Source organism: Streptomyces sp. NPDC002209, assembly GCF_042890265.1.
GTDB lineage: Bacteria > Actinomycetota > Actinomycetes > Streptomycetales > Streptomycetaceae > Streptomyces.
The window spans coordinates 249,108-268,156 of the sequence record NZ_JBIARX010000003.1; the positions used below are offsets into that span (position 1 = coordinate 249,108).

General features: G+C 72.8%; 15 protein-coding genes. 9 read left to right on the forward strand and 6 right to left on the reverse strand.

The genetic code is table 11. The features are described from left to right. Positions 1-26 precede the first annotated feature (26 nt). The 7 genes from ACFYXK_RS08680 (at position 27) to ACFYXK_RS08710 (ending at position 9,191) form a co-directional block, all read left to right on the forward strand. Positions 27-2,132 (forward strand): PQQ-binding-like beta-propeller repeat protein, encoded by a 2,106-nt coding sequence (locus ACFYXK_RS08680; RefSeq protein ID WP_389410428.1) that lies wholly within the window; start codon positions 27-29, stop codon positions 2,130-2,132. 47 nt (positions 2,133-2,179) lie between these two features. After that, the gene (locus tag ACFYXK_RS08685; protein ID WP_389410429.1) at positions 2,180-3,130 is read left to right on the forward strand and encodes a serine/threonine protein kinase; all 951 of its coding nucleotides are present in this window, start codon (positions 2,180-2,182) and stop codon (positions 3,128-3,130) included. A 5-nt stretch (positions 3,131-3,135) separates the two neighbouring features. Next, positions 3,136-5,352: a protein kinase gene (locus tag ACFYXK_RS08690; RefSeq protein ID WP_389410430.1), complete on the forward strand. Its 2,217-nt coding sequence runs from the start codon at positions 3,136-3,138 to the stop codon at positions 5,350-5,352. A gap of 231 nt (positions 5,353-5,583) precedes the next feature. Next, on the forward strand, positions 5,584-6,039 hold the full coding sequence (locus ACFYXK_RS08695; protein WP_389410556.1) for a helix-turn-helix domain-containing protein: 456 nt from the start codon (positions 5,584-5,586) through the stop codon (positions 6,037-6,039). Positions 6,040-6,289: 250 nt separating this feature from the next. Further along, on the forward strand, positions 6,290-6,817 hold the full coding sequence (locus tag ACFYXK_RS08700; protein ID WP_389410431.1) for a regulator component: 528 nt from the start codon (positions 6,290-6,292) through the stop codon (positions 6,815-6,817). Further along, positions 6,814-8,004: an MAB_1171c family putative transporter gene (locus ACFYXK_RS08705; RefSeq protein ID WP_389410432.1), complete on the forward strand. Its 1,191-nt coding sequence runs from the start codon at positions 6,814-6,816 to the stop codon at positions 8,002-8,004. Before ACFYXK_RS08700 ends, ACFYXK_RS08705 begins: the two co-directional genes overlap by 4 nt. Further along, the gene (locus ACFYXK_RS08710; RefSeq protein WP_389410433.1) at positions 8,001-9,191 is read left to right on the forward strand and encodes a cytochrome P450; all 1,191 of its coding nucleotides are present in this window, start codon (positions 8,001-8,003) and stop codon (positions 9,189-9,191) included. The genes ACFYXK_RS08705 and ACFYXK_RS08710 overlap by 4 nt, the downstream gene beginning before the upstream one ends. A gap of 76 nt (positions 9,192-9,267) precedes the next feature. On the opposite strand, the gene ACFYXK_RS08715 is transcribed toward ACFYXK_RS08710, so the two are convergent. Then, positions 9,268-10,599 carry a class I SAM-dependent RNA methyltransferase gene (locus tag ACFYXK_RS08715; protein WP_389410434.1) on the reverse strand — a complete coding sequence of 444 codons (1,332 nt, stop codon included), beginning with the start codon at positions 10,597-10,599 and terminating at the stop codon, positions 9,268-9,270. Between the two features lie 135 nt (positions 10,600-10,734). Next, positions 10,735-12,783, reverse strand: a complete 2,049-nt coding sequence (locus tag ACFYXK_RS08720) for an APC family permease (protein ID WP_383509271.1) — start codon at positions 12,781-12,783, stop codon at positions 10,735-10,737. A gap of 197 nt (positions 12,784-12,980) precedes the next feature. Between ACFYXK_RS08720 and ACFYXK_RS08725 the strand changes: the two genes are divergently transcribed. Then, positions 12,981-13,649, forward strand: coding sequence for a TrkA family potassium uptake protein (locus ACFYXK_RS08725; protein ID WP_030293876.1), 669 nt, complete (start codon positions 12,981-12,983; stop codon positions 13,647-13,649). Next, a complete protein-coding gene (locus ACFYXK_RS08730) occupies positions 13,646-14,308 on the forward strand; it encodes a TrkA family potassium uptake protein (protein ID WP_030859497.1) in 663 nt (220 codons plus the stop codon). The genes ACFYXK_RS08725 and ACFYXK_RS08730 overlap by 4 nt, the downstream gene beginning before the upstream one ends. Positions 14,309-14,403: 95 nt before the next feature. On the opposite strand, the gene ACFYXK_RS08735 is transcribed toward ACFYXK_RS08730, so the two are convergent. Genes ACFYXK_RS08735 through ACFYXK_RS08750 form a run of 4 tightly spaced genes read right to left on the reverse strand, consistent with a single transcriptional unit; the run spans position 14,404 to position 18,974 of the window. Continuing rightward, on the reverse strand, positions 14,404-15,156 hold the full coding sequence (locus ACFYXK_RS08735) for a DUF3159 domain-containing protein (protein WP_389410435.1): 753 nt from the start codon (positions 15,154-15,156) through the stop codon (positions 14,404-14,406). A gap of 3 nt (positions 15,157-15,159) precedes the next feature. Next, the gene (locus ACFYXK_RS08740; protein ID WP_266633991.1) at positions 15,160-15,579 is read right to left on the reverse strand and encodes an OB-fold nucleic acid binding domain-containing protein; all 420 of its coding nucleotides are present in this window, start codon (positions 15,577-15,579) and stop codon (positions 15,160-15,162) included. A gap of 24 nt (positions 15,580-15,603) precedes the next feature. After that, positions 15,604-16,290 (reverse strand): response regulator, encoded by a 687-nt coding sequence (locus ACFYXK_RS08745; protein ID WP_383509277.1) that lies wholly within the window; start codon positions 16,288-16,290, stop codon positions 15,604-15,606. After that, entirely contained in the window at positions 16,287-18,974 is a 2,688-nt protein-coding gene (locus ACFYXK_RS08750) for a DUF4118 domain-containing protein (RefSeq protein ID WP_389410436.1), read from the reverse strand. Before ACFYXK_RS08750 ends, ACFYXK_RS08745 begins: the two co-directional genes overlap by 4 nt. Positions 18,975-19,049: the final 75 nt, after the last annotated feature.

Sequence of the window (19,049 nt, forward strand, 5' to 3'; positions counted from 1 at the left end):
GGACCAAGCGAAGGAAGCAGCACCCCATGGAACCTCTCGGCCCCGGCGACCCGGTCCGGCTGGGCCCGTACCGACTCCTCGGCGTGCTCGGCGCCGGCGGTATGGGCAAGGTCTACTTCGGGCGGGACGACGGCGGGCGGACCGCGGCGGTCAAGGTGCTGCTGCCGGAGCTCGCGCACGACCCGAACCTCGCCCAGCGCTTCGTCCGCGAGGCGCACACCGCGCAGGCCGTCACCGGCTCCGGCGTGGCCCGCGTCCTGAACGCGATGAGCGAGGACGGCAACCGGCCCTGGATCGCCACCGAGTTCCTGACCGGGCCCACCCTCGACGACGCCGTCCGCCGGTACGGTCCGTTCGGCCCCGACGGGGTCCGCGCGCTCGCCGCCTCCCTCGCCGCCACCCTGCGCGAGATCCACGCCGCGGGACTGGTCCACCGCGACCTGAAGCCGGCCAACATCGTGCTCACGTCGGGCGGGCCGCGCGTCATCGACTTCGGCATCGCCCGCCCCGAGCACGGGCTGACGCTCACCACCACCGGCCAGGTCCCGGCCACCCCCGGCTACGGCGCCCCCGAGCAGGTGCTCGGCCGGCGCGTGGGTCCCGCCGCGGACGTCTTCTCCCTGGGCGCGGTGCTCGCGTACGCGGCGACCGGGCAGCGCGCCTTCGACGGGACGCACGTGGCCGCCGTGCAGTACGAGGTGGTGCACGGCGAGGCCCGACTCACCGGCGTTCCGGACGCGTTGCGGGATCTCATAGCGCCCTGCCTCGCCAAGGACCCCGCGCTGCGCCCGACCCCCGAGCAGATCGCGGGCGCCTTCGCACCGCCGCGCGGGGCGGACCGCGTCTGGCGTACGGGGCCGCTCGCCCAGGACATCGCGCGCCGCGGGAGCGAGGCCGAGCGGCAGGCCGCCACGGTGATCGGCCAGGGGCCCGGAACCGGACCGTCCCGCAGGCGGGTGCTGCGCGCCTCCCTCGTGGCCGGCGGTGCGCTGGCCGCCACGGGCGGCGCGGCGGGCGCCTGGTGGCTGATGCGCGAAGACTCCCTGCCTCCGGCCGGCACGGCCCGCAACGCCCAGCCCCTGTCCCAGCTCTCCACGCAGTCCGGAACGCCCCCGAACCCGCTTTGGGGGCCGCTGCCGGTGGCTGCGCAGGCGGTGGACGGTGTGGTCACCACCCCGCTCCCGCTGCTCGACGTGGTCGTCTTCGCCGCGAAGGAGGGCGGGCTGGCGGCCCGGCTGACGGCCGACGGCAAGGAGAAGTGGCGGCTGCCCGGCACCGTCCCCGCGACCGGCCTGGTCGCCCTGCCGGGCAACCGGTTCGTCACCGGCGGTCCCGGCGGGGGGCTGCTCTGCTTCGAAGCCTCCACCAGCAAGCGGCTGTGGACGGTCGCCGCCGACACCCACCGCATCCTGGCCGCGGACGCGTCTGCCGTGTACCTGGTGACCCGGGACGGGCGGCTGCGCGCCGTGGACACCGGCACCCGCAAGGTCCGCTGGACCGTGGCGCTGGAGCAGGACGCCCTGCGGGCGCCCGGCTCGAAGGCCGCACCCGGCGCACGGGCCACGGCCGGCCCGGACCGGCTCGTGGTCTGCGGCGCGTCCGGCACCGTCTTCGCGGTCGACACCGCGTCGGGCGCCACCGCCTGGGAGGCCGTCGGTCAGGCGCGGTCCGCCGTACAGCCGCTGGTCGTGGGGGATGCGGTGTACCTCGGCGGCCGGAACCTGAAGGGCCTGAACATCCGGACGGGCACCGAGCTGTGGGACCCGACCGACGCGAAGGAGCCCCCGAACGAGGACAGTGCCGGCTGGGGGCCGCCGGTCCGGTACGGCGATTCCCTGTGGGCCATGGACGGTACGGCGATGAGCCAGGCGCGGCTCGCGACCGGGGTGCCCGCCGCGTACGGCCGCGCCGTCCACGGCCCCCTGCCGCACGTCCCCCCCGTGGTGCAGGCCCGTACGGTCTTCGCCGTGGAGGGCGAGGGGCAGGGCGTCTCGGCCTACTCGGCCTTCGGAGGCAAGCGGTACTGGACCTGGTCGCCCGAGTCGCGCGGGGTCTGGGCGATGGCCGGCGCCGGGAACCGCCTGTTCACCGTCAACAGCTGGAAGCTGACCGCTCTGCCGGTCGTGGACTGACGATCGCCTAGGCTCGGGCCCAGCAACCGAACCGGGAGACCGCGCACATGGAACGCCTACGGCAGGACGACCCCCCGCAGATCGGGCCGTTCACCACCCTGGCGCGGCTCGATGCGGAAGCCGCCGAGCGCTCCGTCCCCGAACGCCGGTACCTCGCGCGCAGCGCCGACGGGGAGCGCACCGTCCTGGTCGGCGTACCGCGGGTCGGCGCCGATCCCTCCCGGTGGGCGGTCGAGGCGGAGGGCGCCCGGCGGCTGCGGCTGCCGCGGTTCCTCGACGTCGCCGAGGTCGGCGGCACGGCCGGCTTCCCGTGGTACGCGGCCCCGTACACGCCGCTGCTGCCGCTGCCGGCGGTGCTCGCCGCCCATGGCGGTCCGCTGCCCGAGGACGTCGTCCGCGGGCTCGGCGCCGCCCTCGCGGAGGGACTGGCCGCCGCGCACGCCCAGGGGGTGGCGCACGCGGGGCTGTCGCCGGCCGCCGTGCTGGTCACCTCCGGCGGGCCGGTGCTGTCGTGCTCCGGCGCCGTGCGGGCCGCCGCTCCCGACGGGGTGCACCGGGCCGGGCTGCCGGGGCTCGACCCGGGCTGCCTGGCTCCGGAACAGGCCTCGGGCGCAGCCCCCGGGCCGCTCGGGGACGTCTTCGCGCTGGGGGCCGTACTGGCCTACGCGTCGACCGGCCACACGGTGCCCGAGCAGAGCGAACTGCCGCCCGGGCTGCGCGGGTTGGTGGGGGCGTGCCTGGCGCGCGATCCCGCGGACCGGCCCCGGTCGGCCGGGGAGCTGCTGCGCGGCCTCGTGGCGCCGGCGAGGGTCCCGGACCCGCGGCTGCCGCCCTCCCCCGGGCCGGCCACGGCCCTCGACGGCGCCGCTGCGCCGGTCGCGCTTCCGGGCCGCGTCGTCGCCGCCCTCGCCGGCCAGTCCGCGTGGCTGCTCGCCGCGGAACTCCCACCGGTGCAGCAGCTGTTCACGTCATCCGCATCACCCCGGAAAGTGCACTGACCCCGATGCCCCAGCTCCCGTCCCCGCTCGCACCGCTCACGCACGACGACCCGGAGCACCTCGGTGACCACCGGCTGCTGGCCCGGCTCGGCAGCGGCGGCATGGGCACGGTCTACCTGGCCCGTTCGGCGGGCGGGCGTACCGTCGCACTCAAGACCGTGCACACCCGGATCGCCGCCGACACCTCCTTCCGCACCCGGTTCCGGCTGGAGTCGGACGCGGCACGGGTCATCGGCGACCGGTACGGGGCGCGCGTGTTCGGCGCCGACCCGCTGGCGCCGACGCCGTGGCTGGCGACGGAGTACGTGATCGGCCCGCAGCTCGACGAGGCCGTCCGCCTCGGCGGCCCGCTGCCCGAGGCGTCGGTCCGGTCGCTGGGCGCCGATCTGGCCCGGGCCCTGGGCCAGTTGCACCGCTCGGACGTGGTGCACCGCGACCTCAAGCCCTCCAACATCATGGTCACCGCCGCCGGGCCCAAGGTCATCGACTTCGGCATCGCGCGCGCCCTCGGCGACGAGCGGCTGACCAGTACCGGGGCCGCGGCCGGCACCCCCGCCTTCATGTCGCCCGAGCAGGCCGGCGGCCTCGAGCACACTCCGGCCGGAGACGTGTTCGCGCTGGCGGGCGTCCTGGTCTTCGCGGCCACCGGGCACGCCCCGTTCGGCGGCGGCCAGGCCGCGGACCTCCTCTACCGGGTGCGGTACGCGGAGGCCGACCTCGGCGGCGTACCGGCCGGGCTGGCACCGCTGCTGGCCCGCTGCCTGAGCAAGGACCCGGCGCTGCGGCCGGGCACCGGCGAGCTGGCGGAACTCCTCTCCCCCGGCGGGGCGGCCGGCTTCGCCGACGGGCTGCCGCAGCCGGTCCTCGCGGACATCGCCCGGCGCGCCGCGGCGGTGTGGCAGGCGCCGCCGGCCCGGCTCGCGGCGCCCGCAGCGGAGCCGGAGACCGTCGCTGCGGCGCAGGTCGGCATGTCGCGGCGCCGGGTCCTGGCGCTGAGTGGCGGCGCGGTGGCCGCCGGGGCCGCAGTGGCCGCGGGCGGCGGCTGGTGGGCCTGGCGCCGCAGCCGGCCGAACGGCGCGGCGAAGAAGAACCCCGTCCTCCAGCCGCCGCCCGAGCCGCTGTGGTGGGTCGACGCGGCGATCCCCCCGGTCCTCCCCGAGCCCCTGTTCGCGGGCGACGCCCCGGTCGCGGTCATGGGGACCACGGTCCATGTCCTCAACCCGCGGACCGGCGGCAGCGTGACGGAGTTCCTCGGGTACGCGAACCGCTGGCGCGTCGGCACCGACGGCAAGGTCCTGTACGGGCTCGGGAGGCTCGAGGACGGCACCGCACCCGACAAGGCGGTCGCGGTCTCCGTGCTGCCCATGGAGTACGTGGAACCCGGCAAGGAAGCGCCGCCACGCCTGCGCCTGCCCGCGTACGACGGCACCCACCCCCTGACCCAGATCCTGGGCGCGAGCGGGGACACGGTGTTCCTGCACGCGAAGTCCGCGGGCGGCGAGCAGTGGTCCGTGGTGGCCGCGAGCCTGACCTCCGGCAAGGAGCTGTGGCGGCAGCCGGCGGCGGGCCCCACCGCGCACCAGGTCCGGCTGGAGCAGCCGGCCGTGGTGCGGCTCAAGGCCGTACGCGGCGGGGTGCTGCTGTGGCAGCGGGCCGAACTCGGCGACGACCTGCGGGTCTCCCTCCACGACGCGGCGACCGGCACCGAACGCTGGTCCGCGACCCCGGCGGCGCCGGGCGCGACCCCGGACCAGCCGGCCACGGACGACGACCACGTCTACCTCGGGGCGGCCACGGTCCAGGCCCTCCGCCTCTCGGACGGCACGCCCGCCTGGTCCTTCGGCGAGGGCCGTGACGTGGGCCCGGTCGCGGGCAAACGCCGCTACGGCATCCCGACGGTCCGGGACGGCGTGGTCTACGCCGTCGAGGGCACCCACGGCGTCGTCGCCCTCGACGCCCGCACCGGAACCGAACGCTGGCGCGAGACCGCCCTGAAGAAGTCCGTCGCGCAGGAGTCCACCCCCAACCGCGACGTGGCCCCGGTGGCCACGCCCCGCCACGTCTACGTCCTGGATTCGCTGGGCGTCCGCGCCGTCGACCTCGCCGCCCGGCGCCCGGTCTGGCGGTACGAGACCAAGGCCGCCACCCTGACCGCGGACCCGTCCGGAACCCGGCTCCACGTCCGCGAGAAGAGCCGGATGACGGCCCTCCCGGCCGACTGAGGCCGAGTCACCCCGGGCCGTTGGCCGAGCCCACCCCCGTGAAGCTCGACCCCGGCCCGGCCGGCATCGCCACCACTCTCCCGTCGACACTTCAGTGGTGACGAAGCGTTGGTAACGTACACCAGAGTAACCATCCGGCGTCAACCAAAGTGTTGCCGGGGCCGGCCCGAGAGGCTTCGAAAAACACTGTGGTGGGCAATGACTCGACATCACGCCAAGGAGGTCGTGTACGTGGAGGAAGACCAGTCGCCCACCTTCGCCCAACTCCTGGACCACCTCTTCCGCGAGGTGCACCCCCCGTCCCGGGGCCCCTACACCTACGCGGAGGTCGCCGAGGGAATCCGCAAGGCCGCGACGGGCGAGGGGCGCGGAGTGACGGCGAGTGCCATCCAGCAACTGCGCACGGGCGCCAAGCGGAACCCGACGCGGCACACCATCAAGGCCCTGGCCGACTTCTTCGGCGTCCCGGCGGGCTACTTCGTCGACAGCGCGGCGGCCGAACGCACCAAGGCGGAGATCGACCTCCTCGCCGCCATGCGCGACCAGGACGTCCGCAAGGTGGCGCTGCGCGCCAACGGCCTGAGCGTCGACAGCCTGAAGATGCTGTCCACCGTGATCGAACAGGCCCGGAAACTCGAAGGGCTCACCACCGACGACCCCGCGCAGGACCTCGACCTGGACGACTGAACCGCGCTCCGGGCGGCGATCACACGGTCCCGCCCCGAGACGACACCCCCCTGTGGCCGCTCATCGCCAGGGGGGCATCCGGCGTTTCCCGGCACAAGCCCGGCATCCCGATCCGCACGGCGCCTCGCGGCGGCACCCCCGCCCTCGAAGCGGGGTCGCGAACATGTCAGCATGGGGTCGCCGTACGGGCTTCCAGGGGAGGTTCGCCGCGGCCGAGCGCTCCCTGACCCGGCGTCACCAGAGTGAGAACATGGACCTTGAGCAGCTTCGCGCCGCGTGTGAGGCACGCGTCGAGGCGCTTCGACTCCCGCACCGCTTCAGCACGCGCGACCTCCGCGACGCCGTGGCCGAACAACGCGGACGCCCCATCATCCTGCGCCCCCTGAGCACCCTGGGCGCCATGGACGCTCCGTGCGGCATCCGTCTGGAGACCCCGGACGCCGACCTGTTGTTCTACGAGGAGGCCACCTCCCCCCTCCACCAGAACCACATCCTCGCCCACGAGATCAGCCACATCATCTGCGACCACCCCGGCAGCCTGGAACTGGACCGGGACACCCTGCGCGCGATCGGGTTCAACCCCACCCTCGTGCAGCGCATGTCCGGCCGGACCAGCTACACCAGTGAGGACGAACGCGAGGCCGAGGTCATGGCCAGCGTGATCCGACAGCTCATGTACCGGGGACGCGAAGGCCCGTCGAGCCGGCCCGCCAGCGGCGCCGAGAGCTGGGACGCGCTGTTCGCCGAGCCACACAGGAAGAAACGCCACCGGAAATGATCAACATCCTCTTCACGGGCACGGCCGTCGTGCTGCTGTGCTTCGCCGCCTACTGGGTGCGAGGACGCGGCGGACACCGCCCCACGGGCACCTGGGCGATGGCGGCACTGCTGACCTCGTTCGCCCTCGCCTTCGCCTCCTACGCCCCCGCCGTGGAGCGCGCGGTCGAATCGGTGGTCCCCCACGTCGCCCGACTCCTCAGCAACACCTTCACCCTGACGGCGGCCACCGCGGTCCTCGCCTTCCTCTTCCAGCTCAACCTGGACCGCGAACGGGCCCACCGGCAGATCCGACTGCGCGTCATCGCCCTCGCGATCTGCGTCGCCGGCATGACCGCCTTCTTCGCCGCCGAGCAACTGACCGGACGAAGCCCGGTGTTGTACGCGTGCTACGTACTCATCTACATCTCCTACCTGGGGTACACGGCCAAGGACTTCCTGCTGCAGACCTGGGCCCAGTCCAAGCGCTCGACCCGCCGCAGCCAGCGCTGGGGCCTGCGCACGACCTCGGTCGGCTGTGGTTTCGCCCTCGTCTACGCCGCGTACAAGCTCTTCGCGCTGGTCTCCATCGGCCTCGGCCTGGGACTCGTGCCCGACCACGCCCGGTGCTCGAGCCCGCTGACCCCCTTCCGCTGCACGTTCAGCGTGACCGCCCCCGCCGTCGCCGTCCTCCTCATCACCGTCGGACTCACCCTCCCCGCCCTGCTGTGGCCGCTCAGCCAGCTGCGCCGCCGCCGCTGGGAGCGGAACTCGTTCACCGCGCTGGAACCCCTGTGGCGGGAGGTCACCTCGGCAGTGCCCGAAGTCGTGCTCGACCCGGGCAACACGGAGGCCGACACCCACGACCTCGACTTCCACCTCCACCGCCGGGTCATCGAGATCAACGACTGCGTGCTGGCCCTGCGCCGGTACCGTCAAGCGTCGGTACGGGACGCCGCGGCCGCCGAGGTCGCCCGCCGGGGCGGGGCCGACACCCCCGAGGGCGAGGCCGAGGTGGAGGCGGCGGTCATCGCCGCGGCCGTCCACGCCAAGCGCGTGGGCCTCCCCCTCGACGGCGACGAGGCCCCGCCCGCCGCCGGCACCCGCTCCCGCAAGGGCGACCTCCCGGCGGAGACCGCGTGGCTGCTGCTCGTGGCGGAGGCCTACGCGCGACACCCGGCGCCCGAGACCGCGGGCGCGGCCTCGTGACCGCCCCGCGGCAGGACCCCCTGCGCGACCCGCGCTTCTTCGCCGACCCCTACCCCACCTACGACCGGCTGCGCGAAGGCTGCCCGGTCCAGCGCATCCCCACCGGCTCCGGCGGACACCACGCGTACCTGATCACCGGCCACCCCGAGGCCCGCGAGGCGTTCACCGACCCCCGCCTGTCCAAGGACACGGCCCGCTTCTTCGCCGACCGGCCCTCGAACCGCGACCTGCACCCGGCGATCTCCCGCAACATGCTGGCGAGCGACCCACCCGCGCACACCCGCCACCGACGGGTGGCGACCCGGCTGTTCACGACCGGCCGGGTCCGCCAACTGCGCCCGTACATCACCCGGATCGTCGACGACCTCACGTCCACATGGCAGCGGGGCACCCACATCGACCTGGTGGCGGACCTGGCCGTCCCCCTGCCGGTCACTGTCGTCTGCGAACTCCTGGGCGTCCCCGAAGCCGACCGCACCACCCTCGCCGCCCGATCCCACGACCTCTTCGACGCGACCGACACGGACCGCATCGACGCCGCGTCGCACCACATCGGCGACTACCTCACCCACCTGATCGACACAGCCCGCGCCACCCCCGGCGACGGCCCGCTCGACTCCCTCCTGCGCGACTGCGACGGGGCCGGCCTCGACCGGGACGAGACGGTCTCCCTGGCCGCCCTCCTCCTGGTGGCCGGGCACGAGACCACCACCCACTTCATCGGCAACGCCGTCCTGGCCCTGCTCCGGCACCCCGAGGCCCTCGACCGGCTGCGCCGGGACCCCGACCTGATCCCCGGGGCCCTCGACGAACTGCTGCGCTTCGACTCCCCGGTGAGCGTGGCCACCTTCCGCCACAGCACCGAGGACCTGCGCGTCGGCGGGGTCGACATCCCGGCGGGCTTCCCGGTGCTCATCGCCCCCGGCGCCGCGAACCGCGACCCGTCCGCCTTCCCCGACCCGAACCGCCTGCACCTCGACCGCGACGCCACCGCCCACCTGTCCTTCGGCCACGGCATCCACCGCTGCCCGGGCGCCCCCCTGGCGCGGGCCGAGGCGGAAATCGCCCTCCGCGCCCTGCTGACCCGCTTCCCGAACACCCGCCTGGCCGTCCCCGAAGACGCCCTGACCTGGCGCCGAACCCGCCTCACCCGCGGCCTGACCACCCTCCCCCTCACCCTGTCCTGACCCACCGGGAAACCAAAAGCCCGCCGCGGACTCCCGTTTCAGGGAATCCGCGGCGGGCATGGAAGCGGGCCGGGGGTCAGGCGCCCTTTGCGATGGGCTCCAGGATCGCGACGCACTCCATGTGGTGGGTCATCGGGAAGAGGTCGAAGACGCGGAGGGTGCGGGGCTTGTAGCCGGCCTCCTTGAAGTACGCCAGGTCTCGGGCCAGGGCTGCCGGGTCGCAGGCCACGTACGCGATGCGGCGGGCCGAGAGGCCGGCGATGTGGCGGACCGTCTGCTTGCCCGCGCCCGCGCGGGGCGGGTCCAGGACGACCAGGTCGCACTCCGTGATGCCGGTCTTCGGGAGGACCGTCTCGACCTTGCCCTGCTCGATGCGGACCCGGGGGAAGTCCGCCAGGTTGTGCCGGGCGTCCTCCACCGCGCGCTTCGTGGACTCGATGCCGAGCACCGCGCCCGTCTCGCCCAGGCGCTCCGCCAGGGCGCCCGCGAAGATGCCGACGCCGCAGTAGAGGTCCAGGGCCATCTCGCCCTTGCGCGGCATCAGGCCCTGCATGACGGCCTTGATCAGGGTGTCCGCGGCCTGCGGGTGGACCTGCCAGAAGCCGCCCATGCCGACGCGGTACGTACGGCCGTCCGCGCGCTCCCGTACGAAGGGGCGGCCGTGGACGCGGTGGACCCCGCCGTCCTTCTCCTCGACCCGGAGGACCGAGACCGGCTTGTCCAGCTCCACCAGGGGGAGGCGGCCGCCGGGGCGGGGGGTCAGGACGACCTGGCGGTCCTGGGAGCCGGTCGCCGCGATCGCCTCGACCGTGGCCATCTGGGGCCAGTCCTGCTTCTCGATGCCCAGCTCGCTGACGCCCGGCGCCGCGATCATGCAGTGGTCGACCGGCTCGATGTCGTGCGAGCGGTGCTTGCGCAGGCCCGCGCGGCCGGTCTCGTCGATGGCGTACTGGACGCGGGTGCGCCACTGGGGGACCTGGCCCGCCGGGAGCTTGTCGCCCTCGGCCGGCATGACCGTGCCGTCCCAGCCGGCCTCCTCCGGGGTGAGCCCGGCGAGCCGCTGCAGCTGCTCGGCGACGACCTCGCCCTTGAGCCGGCGCTGGGCGCCCGGCTTGGCGTGCTGCCAGTCGCAGCCGCCGCACTTGCCGGGGCCGGCGTACGGGCACGGGGCCTCGACGCGGTCCTTGGAGGCCTCGAGCACGGTGACCGCGTCGGCGCGCAGGAAGCGGGAGTCCGTCTCGCCCTCGGTGACCTTGGCGATCACCTTCTCCCCCGGGAGGGTGTGGCGCACGAAGAGGACGCGCCCGTCGGAGGTACGGGCGATGCAGATGCCGCCGTGCGCGACGGGGCCGACCTCGACCTCGTACTCCTCCCCGACCAGTGACTGCTTCTCGTTCTGCTCGGTCATGGTGGGGAGACTCCAAGTTTCAAAGGTCGTCAAGGTTCACACTTCATGGTTCATGCACAACGGCCGGACAGCCGACCCACCAGTTTACGTGGATCCTGTCCGGCCGTTCGCCACGCCGTACGCGGCGCCCCGGGACTACTTCCCCGCGCGGTCCTTCGGGCGCGGGGCGTCCACAGGTCCGCGGCGCACTGCGCCGGGGGCGTTCCACTCCGCCCGCTTCTTCGCCCGCTTCTTCGCGAGCTCCGAGGACTGGAGCTGGTAGGGCACCGAGGTGACCATGACGCCCGGGGTGAAGAGGAGCCGGCCCTTGAGCCGCAGCGCGCTCTGGTTGTGCAGCAGGTGCTCGTACCAGCGGCCGACGACGTACTCCGGGATGTACACGCTGACCGCGTCGCGGGGGTTCTCGGTGCGCAGCCCCTTCACGTACTCGACCACGGGGCGGGTGATCTCCCGGTAGGGCGAGTCGAGGATCTTCAGCGGGACGTTGATCCCGCGCCGCTCCCACTCCTCCTTGAGGGCCTTGGTCTCGACCTCGTCGACGTTGACGCTGAGCGCCTCCAGCCGGTTGGCGTGCAGCAGCTTGGCGTAGGCGAGGGCCCGCAGGGTGGGCTTGTGGAGCTTGGAGACCAGGACCACGGAGTGCACCCTCGAGGGCCGCACGTACTCGTCGGGGCGCTCCTCCGCGGCGGCGATCTCGGTGGCGACCCGGTCGTAGTGCTTGCGGATCGCCGTCATCGTGCCGTAGAAGATCACCATGCCGAGCAGGGCGACCCAGGCTCCGTGGGTGAACTTGGTGGCGAGGACGACGACCAGCACGAGGCCGGTGAAGAAGGCGCCGAAGGCGTTGATCGCGCGGGAGCGGATCATGTGGCGACGCTTGGCGGGGTCGTTCTCGGCCTTCAGGTGGCGGTTCCAGTGGCGGACCATGCCGGTCTGGCTGAGCGTGAAGGAGACGAAGACGCCGACGATGTAGAGCTGGATCAGCTTCGTCGAGTCGGCCCCGTAGAGCCAGGTGAGCAGTGCGGCGGCGCCCGCGAGCAGCACGATGCCGTTGGAGAAGGCGAGCCGGTCGCCACGGGTGTGCAGCTGGCGCGGCAGGTAACGGTCCTGGGCGAGGATCGAGCCGAGCAGCGGGAAGCCGTTGTACGCGGTGTTCGCGGCGAGGAACAGCACGAGCGCGGTGGCCGCGGCCAGCATGATGAAGAGGAACGAGCCGTCGCCGAAGACCGCCTCGGCGACCTGGGAGATCACCGGGTTCTGGACGTATTCGGGGCCGACCGGCACACCGTTGTGGAGCAGGTCCTGCGCGGGGTTCTCGGCCATCCTGACGTCGGTGGCCATGGCCAGGCCGATGATGCCGCAGAACATGGTCACGGCCAGGGCGCCCATCAGGGCCAGCGTCGTCGCCGCGTTCCTGCTCTTGGGCTTGCGGAAGGCGGGCACGCCGTTGCTGATCGCCTCGACGCCGGTGAGGGCGGCGCAACCGGAGGAGAACGCGCGCAGGAGCAGGAAGACCAGCGCGAACCCGGCCAGCCCCTCGTGTTCCGCCTTGATCTCGAAATCGGCGGTCGGGGCCTTCATCGTTTCGCCGAGGACGATGCCCTGCCAGGCACCCCACGCGATCATGATGAATACGCCCGCGACGAAGACATAGGTCGGAATCGCGAAGAGCTTGCCGGATTCCTTCATGCCCCGGAGATTCATCAGCGTGAGCAGAAGGATCATCCCGACGGCGCAGAGCACCTTGTGCTCGACCACGAAGGGGATGGCCGAGCCCAGGTTCTCGACACCCGAGGCGATCGACACGGCGACGGTCAGGACGTAGTCGACGAGCAGGGCGCTCGCGACGGTGAGACCAGCCTTGGGTCCCAGGTTGGTGTTGGCGACCTCGTAGTCGCCGCCGCCGCTGGGGTAGGCGTGGACGTTCTGCCGGTACGAGGCGACCACGGTGAACATCAGCACCACGACGGCCACGGCGATCCACGGGCTGAATCGGTACGCCGACACACCCGCGATCGACAGGACCAGCAGGACCTCTCCGGGGGCATATGCCACCGAGGAGAGCGGGTCGGAAGCGAAGACGGGAAGGGCGATCCTCTTGGGGAGGAGCGTTTCCCCGAGGCGGTCGCTGCGTAGCGCCCGGCCGATCAGGATCCGTTTGGGCAGGTCGGTCAGTTTGGACACGCAGAGGATCGTATGCGTTCGAAATCCGGCTGACGAACCCCCCACCCCTTCCCGCCGCAATTCACCACCGACTGCGCACCAAGAGGTCACACTGGTGACCGCCCGTGTGTAGCTTGGGCCATGGTCTGAGACCCTGTTAAGCCAGAGCATGCAATGAGGCTGGGAACCAGCGAGCGCTGACAGCCGGAAGGACGGCCGTGCACATCGTCATTATGGGCTGCGGAAGGGTGGGCTCCGCCCTCGCGCAGACCTTGGAACAGCAGGGGCATACGGTCGCGGTCATCGACCAGGACCCCACCGCATTCCGCCGGCTGGGAGCCGGATTCGGCGGCCGCCGCGTCACCGGGGTCGGCTTCGACCAGGACACGCTGCGCGAGGCCGGAATCGAGGAAGCGGGCGCTTTCGCAGCCGTCAGCAGTGGTGACAATTCCAACATCATCGCTGCCCGTGTGGCGCGCGAGATGTTCGGTGTCGAGAACGTCGCCGCCCGCATCTACGACCCGAAGCGCGCCGAGGTCTACCAGCGCCTGGGCATCCCGACCGTGGCCACCGTCCGGTGGACCGCCGACCAGATGCTGCGCCGGCTCCTGCCGTCCGGGGCCGAGCCGCTGTGGCGCGACCCTAGCGGCGGGGTCCAGCTCGCCGAGGTGCACACCTCGGCGGCCTGGATCGGGCACAAGGTCAGCAAGCTCCAGGACGAGACCGGCGTCCGCGTGGCCTTCCTCACCCGACTGGGCGAGGCCATGCTGCCGACGTCCCAGACGGTGCTGCAGGAGGGCGACCTCGTCCACGTGATGATGCGTACGGACGAGATCGACAAGGTCGAGGCGGCCTTCGCAGAGGGCCCCGAGGAGGCACACGCATGAGGGTCGCGATCGCCGGAGCCGGCGCGGTGGGCCGTTCCATCGCGGGCGAGCTGCTGGAGAACGGGCACGAGGTGCTGCTCGTCGACAAGGCGCCGACCGCCATCTCCGTGGAGCGGGTGCCGCAGGCCGAGTGGCTGCTGGCCGACGCCTGCGAGATCACCTCGCTCGACGAGGCCGCGCTGCAGCGCTGCAACGTCGTCATCGCCGCCACGGGCGACGACAAGGTCAACCTGGTCGTGTCCCTCCTGGCCAAGACCGAGTACGGGGTCCCCCGGGTCGTGGCGCGCGTGAACAACCCGAAGAACGAGTGGCTCTTCAACGAGTCCTGGGGCGTCGACGTCGCGGTCTCCACCCCGCGCCTGATGTCGGCCCTCGTCGAGGAGGCCGTCAGCGTCGGCGACCTGGTGCGGCTGCTCCGCTTCAGCCACGGCGACGCCAACCTCGTCGAGCTGACCCTGCCCGCCGACTCCTCGGTGGCCGGGACCCAGATCAGCGAGATCACCTGGCCCGAGGACACCTCGCTGGTCACGATCATCCGCGGCAACCGGGTCCTCACCCCGCACGGCGAGGAGACCCTGGAGCCGGGCGACGAACTGCTCTTCGTGGCCGCGCAGGCCCGTGAGGAGCAGCTGGAGGACCTCCTCCAGGCCCGTCACTGACGGCACGCGACACGACGAAGGGGCGGGCCGACCATCGGATGGTCGGCCCGCCCCTTCGTCGTCGGAACCCGGAGCCGGGGGGATCCGGACGGGGGTCAGGCCCCGCGCTCCCGGGCGGCAGCGGCCTTGGCGGCCTCGGCGGCGGCGTCCTTGGCCTCCCACTCGGCGATCACGTCGATCGGCGGCGGCGCCTTCGCCAGGAACACCCACGTGAAGTACACCGCGAGCACCATCGGCGGCAGCTTCAGCGCGATGAGCACCCAGCCCAGCTGCGTCGCGTCCCCCCACCAGTACAGCGGGAAGAGGATCGCGTACTTCGCCAGGAAGATGAGCCCCCAGGCCAGACTGGCCTTGGTGTACGCCTTCTTGCGTCCGGGGTTGCGGGTGCGCCAGGACAGGTTCTCCTTGAACACCGGGCCCAGGATCACGCCCAGCAGCGGGAACCCGACGAGCGCGGACAGGGTGAAGGCCACGCCCAGCCCGGCGCCGTAGATCATGCCGGGCAGGTAGAAGCCCTTGGCGGTACCCGTGAACAGGGCGAAGGCCACACCGACCCCGACGCCGAAGACCCCGCTGAAGGCGTGCTTGACGGTGTCCTTGCGCAGCAGCCGCACGATCACGAGCAGGACCGCGACGGCGCCCGCCGCGATCGCGGACATCTTCACGTCCTTGTTGATCGTGTAGATCATCACGAAGAGCAGCCCGGGGAGCATCGTCTCCACGGTGCCCCGGATGCCGCCGAAGGCATCGAAGAGCGCGGCCTGGGTCACGGCCTTCTGGTCGGAGGCCGGATCCGGGGACGGCCCGCCCGCGGGGTCCGGGGTGGTCGGTTTGTCGAATGACGTCACCGGTCAGTGCTCCTGTCCGAGCGGTCGGAGTTCGTACTTCGGATTGAAGAGGACCCGGCGGCCGTGGCTCAGCGAGATCCGCCCGGAGGCGATCATGCGCCGGCCGGGCTCGATTCCCACGATCGAGCGACGCCCGAGCCAGACCACGTCCAGCGCGGCCGAGCCGTCGAAGAGCTCCGCCTCCAGGGCGGGCACTCCCGCGCGCGGCCGGAGGGTGACGGTACGCAGGGTTCCCGTCACCTTGACTATCTGGCGGTCGTGGCAGTCGCAGATCCGCGTGCACCCGGCGGCTTCTGCGTCCTCCTGCAGTTCCGCCGAATGCAGCTCCTCCTGCGAGGTGGACAGCCGCTCTATCATCCGCCGGAACCGGCCCGCCGGCCTGACCGGCTTGGCGGACTTCTCGGGACGCGGTTCAGCACTCATACAGGAAGCGTACCGGCGCCCCCGCTACCTCTCGAAGCGGTATCCCATGCCCGGCTCCGTGATGAAGTGCCGCGGGTGCGAGGGGTCCGCCTCCAGTTTGCGCCGCAGCTGCGCCATGTAGACCCGCAGGTAGTTCGTCTCCGTGCCGTACGAGGGCCCCCAGACCTCCTGCAGCAGCTGCTTCTGGCTGACCAGCTTGCCGCCGTTGCGGACCAGCACCTCGAGCAGGTGCCACTCGGTGGGCGTGAGCCGTACGTCGCGCCCCTCGCGCACGGCCTTCTTCGCGGCCAGGTCCACCGTGAAGCCGTCGGTCTCCACGACCACCTCGTCCTCGCCGGCGCCCGCGGAGGGCTCGGCCCGGCGGACGGCGGCGCGCAGCCGCGCCAGCAGCTCGTCCATGCCGAAGGGCTTGGTGACGTAGTCGTCGGCCCCGGCGTCCAGGGCCTCGACCTTCTCGTCGGAGCTGTGCCGGGCCGAGAGGACCAGGATCGGCACCCGGGTCCAGCCGCGCAGGCCCTTGATCACCTCGACGCCGTCCATGTCGGGCAGGCCCAGGTCGAGGACGACCACGTCGGGGTGGCGGGCGGCCGCGAGCTCCAGGGCGCCCGCCCCGTCGGCCGCGGCGTCGACCTCGTACTTGCGTGCCTTCAGATTGATCACGAGGGCTCGGACGATCTGCGGCTCGTCGTCCACCACGAGCACCCGGGTCATTGAGGTCCTGCCTTCTGTCGTATCGGGTCGAGATCCATGAGGTCGGTGCCGTCGGGGGCGCCGGGGCTGCCGGGCGGGCCGGGGCTGCCGGGCGGGCCGGGGCTGCCGGGCGGGCCGGCGGCGGTCTCCGGCGCGCCCGCGCGTGCCCCGCCGTCCGCCGCGGCGTGTGCCGGTCCACTGTCGCGTGTCACGGCCCGCAGCGTCAGCACCATCGTCAGGCCTCCGCCCGGGGTGTCCTCGGCCGCCAGGGTGCCGTCCATGGCCTCGGCGAAGCCCCGGGCCACCGCGAGGCCGAGGCCCACCCCGGCGCCGCGCGGGGCGTCCCCGTGCCGCTGGAAGGGGGCGAAGATCCGGTCCTTGGCCTCGTCGGGCACCCCGGGCCCGCGGTCCACGACGCGTACCTCGACCCGGTCGCCGAGGAAGCTGCCCGCGACCACCACCGGCTCCCCGGCAGGGCTGTACTTGACGGCGTTCTCCACCACGTTGGCGACGGTCCGCTCCAGCAGCCCCGGGTCCACCGCGACCATCGGCAGCGTCTCCGGGACGTCCAGCAGCACGCTGTCCTCCGGTACTCCGCCCAGCGCCATCGGGACCACCTCGTCGAGGTCGATCTCCCGGATCAGCGGGGTCACGGTGCCGGTCTGGAGCCGGGACATGTCGAGCAGGTTGCCCACCAGGTGGTCGAGGCGGTCGGCGCCGTCCTCGATGCCCTCGAGGAGCTCGGCCCGGTCCTCCTCGGACCAGTCCACGTCCTCGGAGCGCAGGGACGACACCGAGGCCTTGATGGAGGCCAGCGGTGTACGGAGGTCATGGCTGACGGCGGCCAGCAGCGCGGTCCGGATCCGGTTGCCCTCCGCCAGCCGGCGGGCCTCCTCGGCCTCCCCGACCAGCCGCTGCCGGTCGAGGACCACGGCGGCCTGGGCGGCGAAGGCGCCGAGCACCCGGCGGTCCTCGGCTGGCAGCACCCGGCCGGACAGGGCCAGCGCCATGTGGTCCCCGATGGGCATGTCCACATCGGCGTCCTCGGGGCGGCCGACCGGGCTCGGGCCGACGCTGCCGGTCGGCTTCCAGGGCTCGACGTCGCTCGCGCGCTCCAGCAGGGCCACGGATTCCATGGCGAAGGTCTCGCGCACCCGCTCCAGCAGCGCGTCCAGCGTGGTCTCGCCGCGCAGGACGCTGCCGGCCAGGAAGGAGAGGATCTCGGACTCCGCGCGCAGCCTGGCGGCCTGGTGGGTGCGCCGGGCGGCCAGGTCGACCACGGAGGCCACGGAGACGGCCACCCCGAAGAAGACGGCGATGGCCACGATGTTCTTCGGGTCTGAGATGGTGAGGCGGTGCACGGGCGGGGCGAAGTAGTAGTTCAGCAGCAGCGAGCCGAAGGCGGCCGAGGCCAGCGCCGGCCAGAGCCCGCCCAGCAGCGCGGCGGCCACGGTCAGCGAGAGGAACAGCAGCATCTCGTTGGCCAGGCCCGGGTCGGCGTTCACATGCGTGAGCAGCGCGGCCAGCAGGGCGGGGAGGACCATCCCGACGACCCAGCCCGCGATGATCCGGGGCCGTCCGAGCCGGGCCGCCGAGCGGACCACGGGCAGGCCGCGGCCGCGGGCGACCTCCTCGTGCGTGACGATGTGCACGTCGAGGTCGGGCCCCGAGTCGCGGGCCACGGTGGCGCCGACGCCTGGGCCGAAGACGTACTGCCAGGCCTTGCGGCGGCTGGAGCCCAGCACGATCTGGGTGGCGTTGACCCCGCGGGCGAATTCGAGCAGCGCGTCGGGGATGTCGTCGCCGATCACATGGTGAAACGTTCCGCCAAGATCCTCGACCAGCGTCCGCTGGACCGCGAGCTCCTTCGGCGAGGCCGCGGTCAGCCCGTCGCTGCGGGCGATGTAGACGGCCAGGATCTCGCTGCCGGAGCCCTTGGCGGCCATCCGGGAGGCGCGGCGGATGAGCGTACGGCCCTCGGGCCCGCCCGTGAGCCCGACGACGATGCGCTCGCGGGCCTGCCAGGTGGAGCGGATGTCGTGCTCGCCCCGGTACTGCTGGAGGTACTCGTCCACCCGGTCGGCCACCCACAGCAGCGCGAGCTCGCGCAGGGCGGTGAGGTTTCCCGGCCGGAAGTAGTTCGACAGGGCCGCGTCGACCTTGTCGGACCGGTAGATGTTCCCGTGCGCCATCCTCCGGCGCAGCGCCTGCGGGGACATGTCGACGAGCTCGATCTGATCGGCCCGCCGCACCACCTCGTCCGGCACGGTCTCGCGCTGCCGCACTCCGGTGATGGACTCCACCACGTCGCCGAGCGACTCCAGGTGCTGGATGTTCACGGTGGACACGACGTCGATGCCCGCCTGCAGCAGCTCCTCGACGTCCTGCCAGCGCTTCGCGTTGCGCGAGCCGGGCACGTTGGTGTGCGCGAGCTCGTCCACGAGCGCGACGGCGGGCCGGCGCGCCAGCACGGCGTCCACGTCCATCTCGGTGAAGGCGGCCCCCCGGTACGAGAGCTCCTTGCGCGGCACCTGCTCGAGCCCGTGCAGCATCACCTCGGTGCGCGGCCGCCCGTGGTGCTCGACGAAGCCGACGACGCAGTCGCCGCCCCGCTCGACCCTGCGGTGGCCCTCGGAGAGCATCGCGTACGTCTTGCCCACACCGGGTGCCGCGCCGAGGTAGATCCGTAGCTTGCCGCGTCCCATGCGCCCATTCTCCGGGACGTTTCCGCCGATCACGCACTTTTCCCGGCCGTCCGCCCATCCCTGACGGATCCCTGA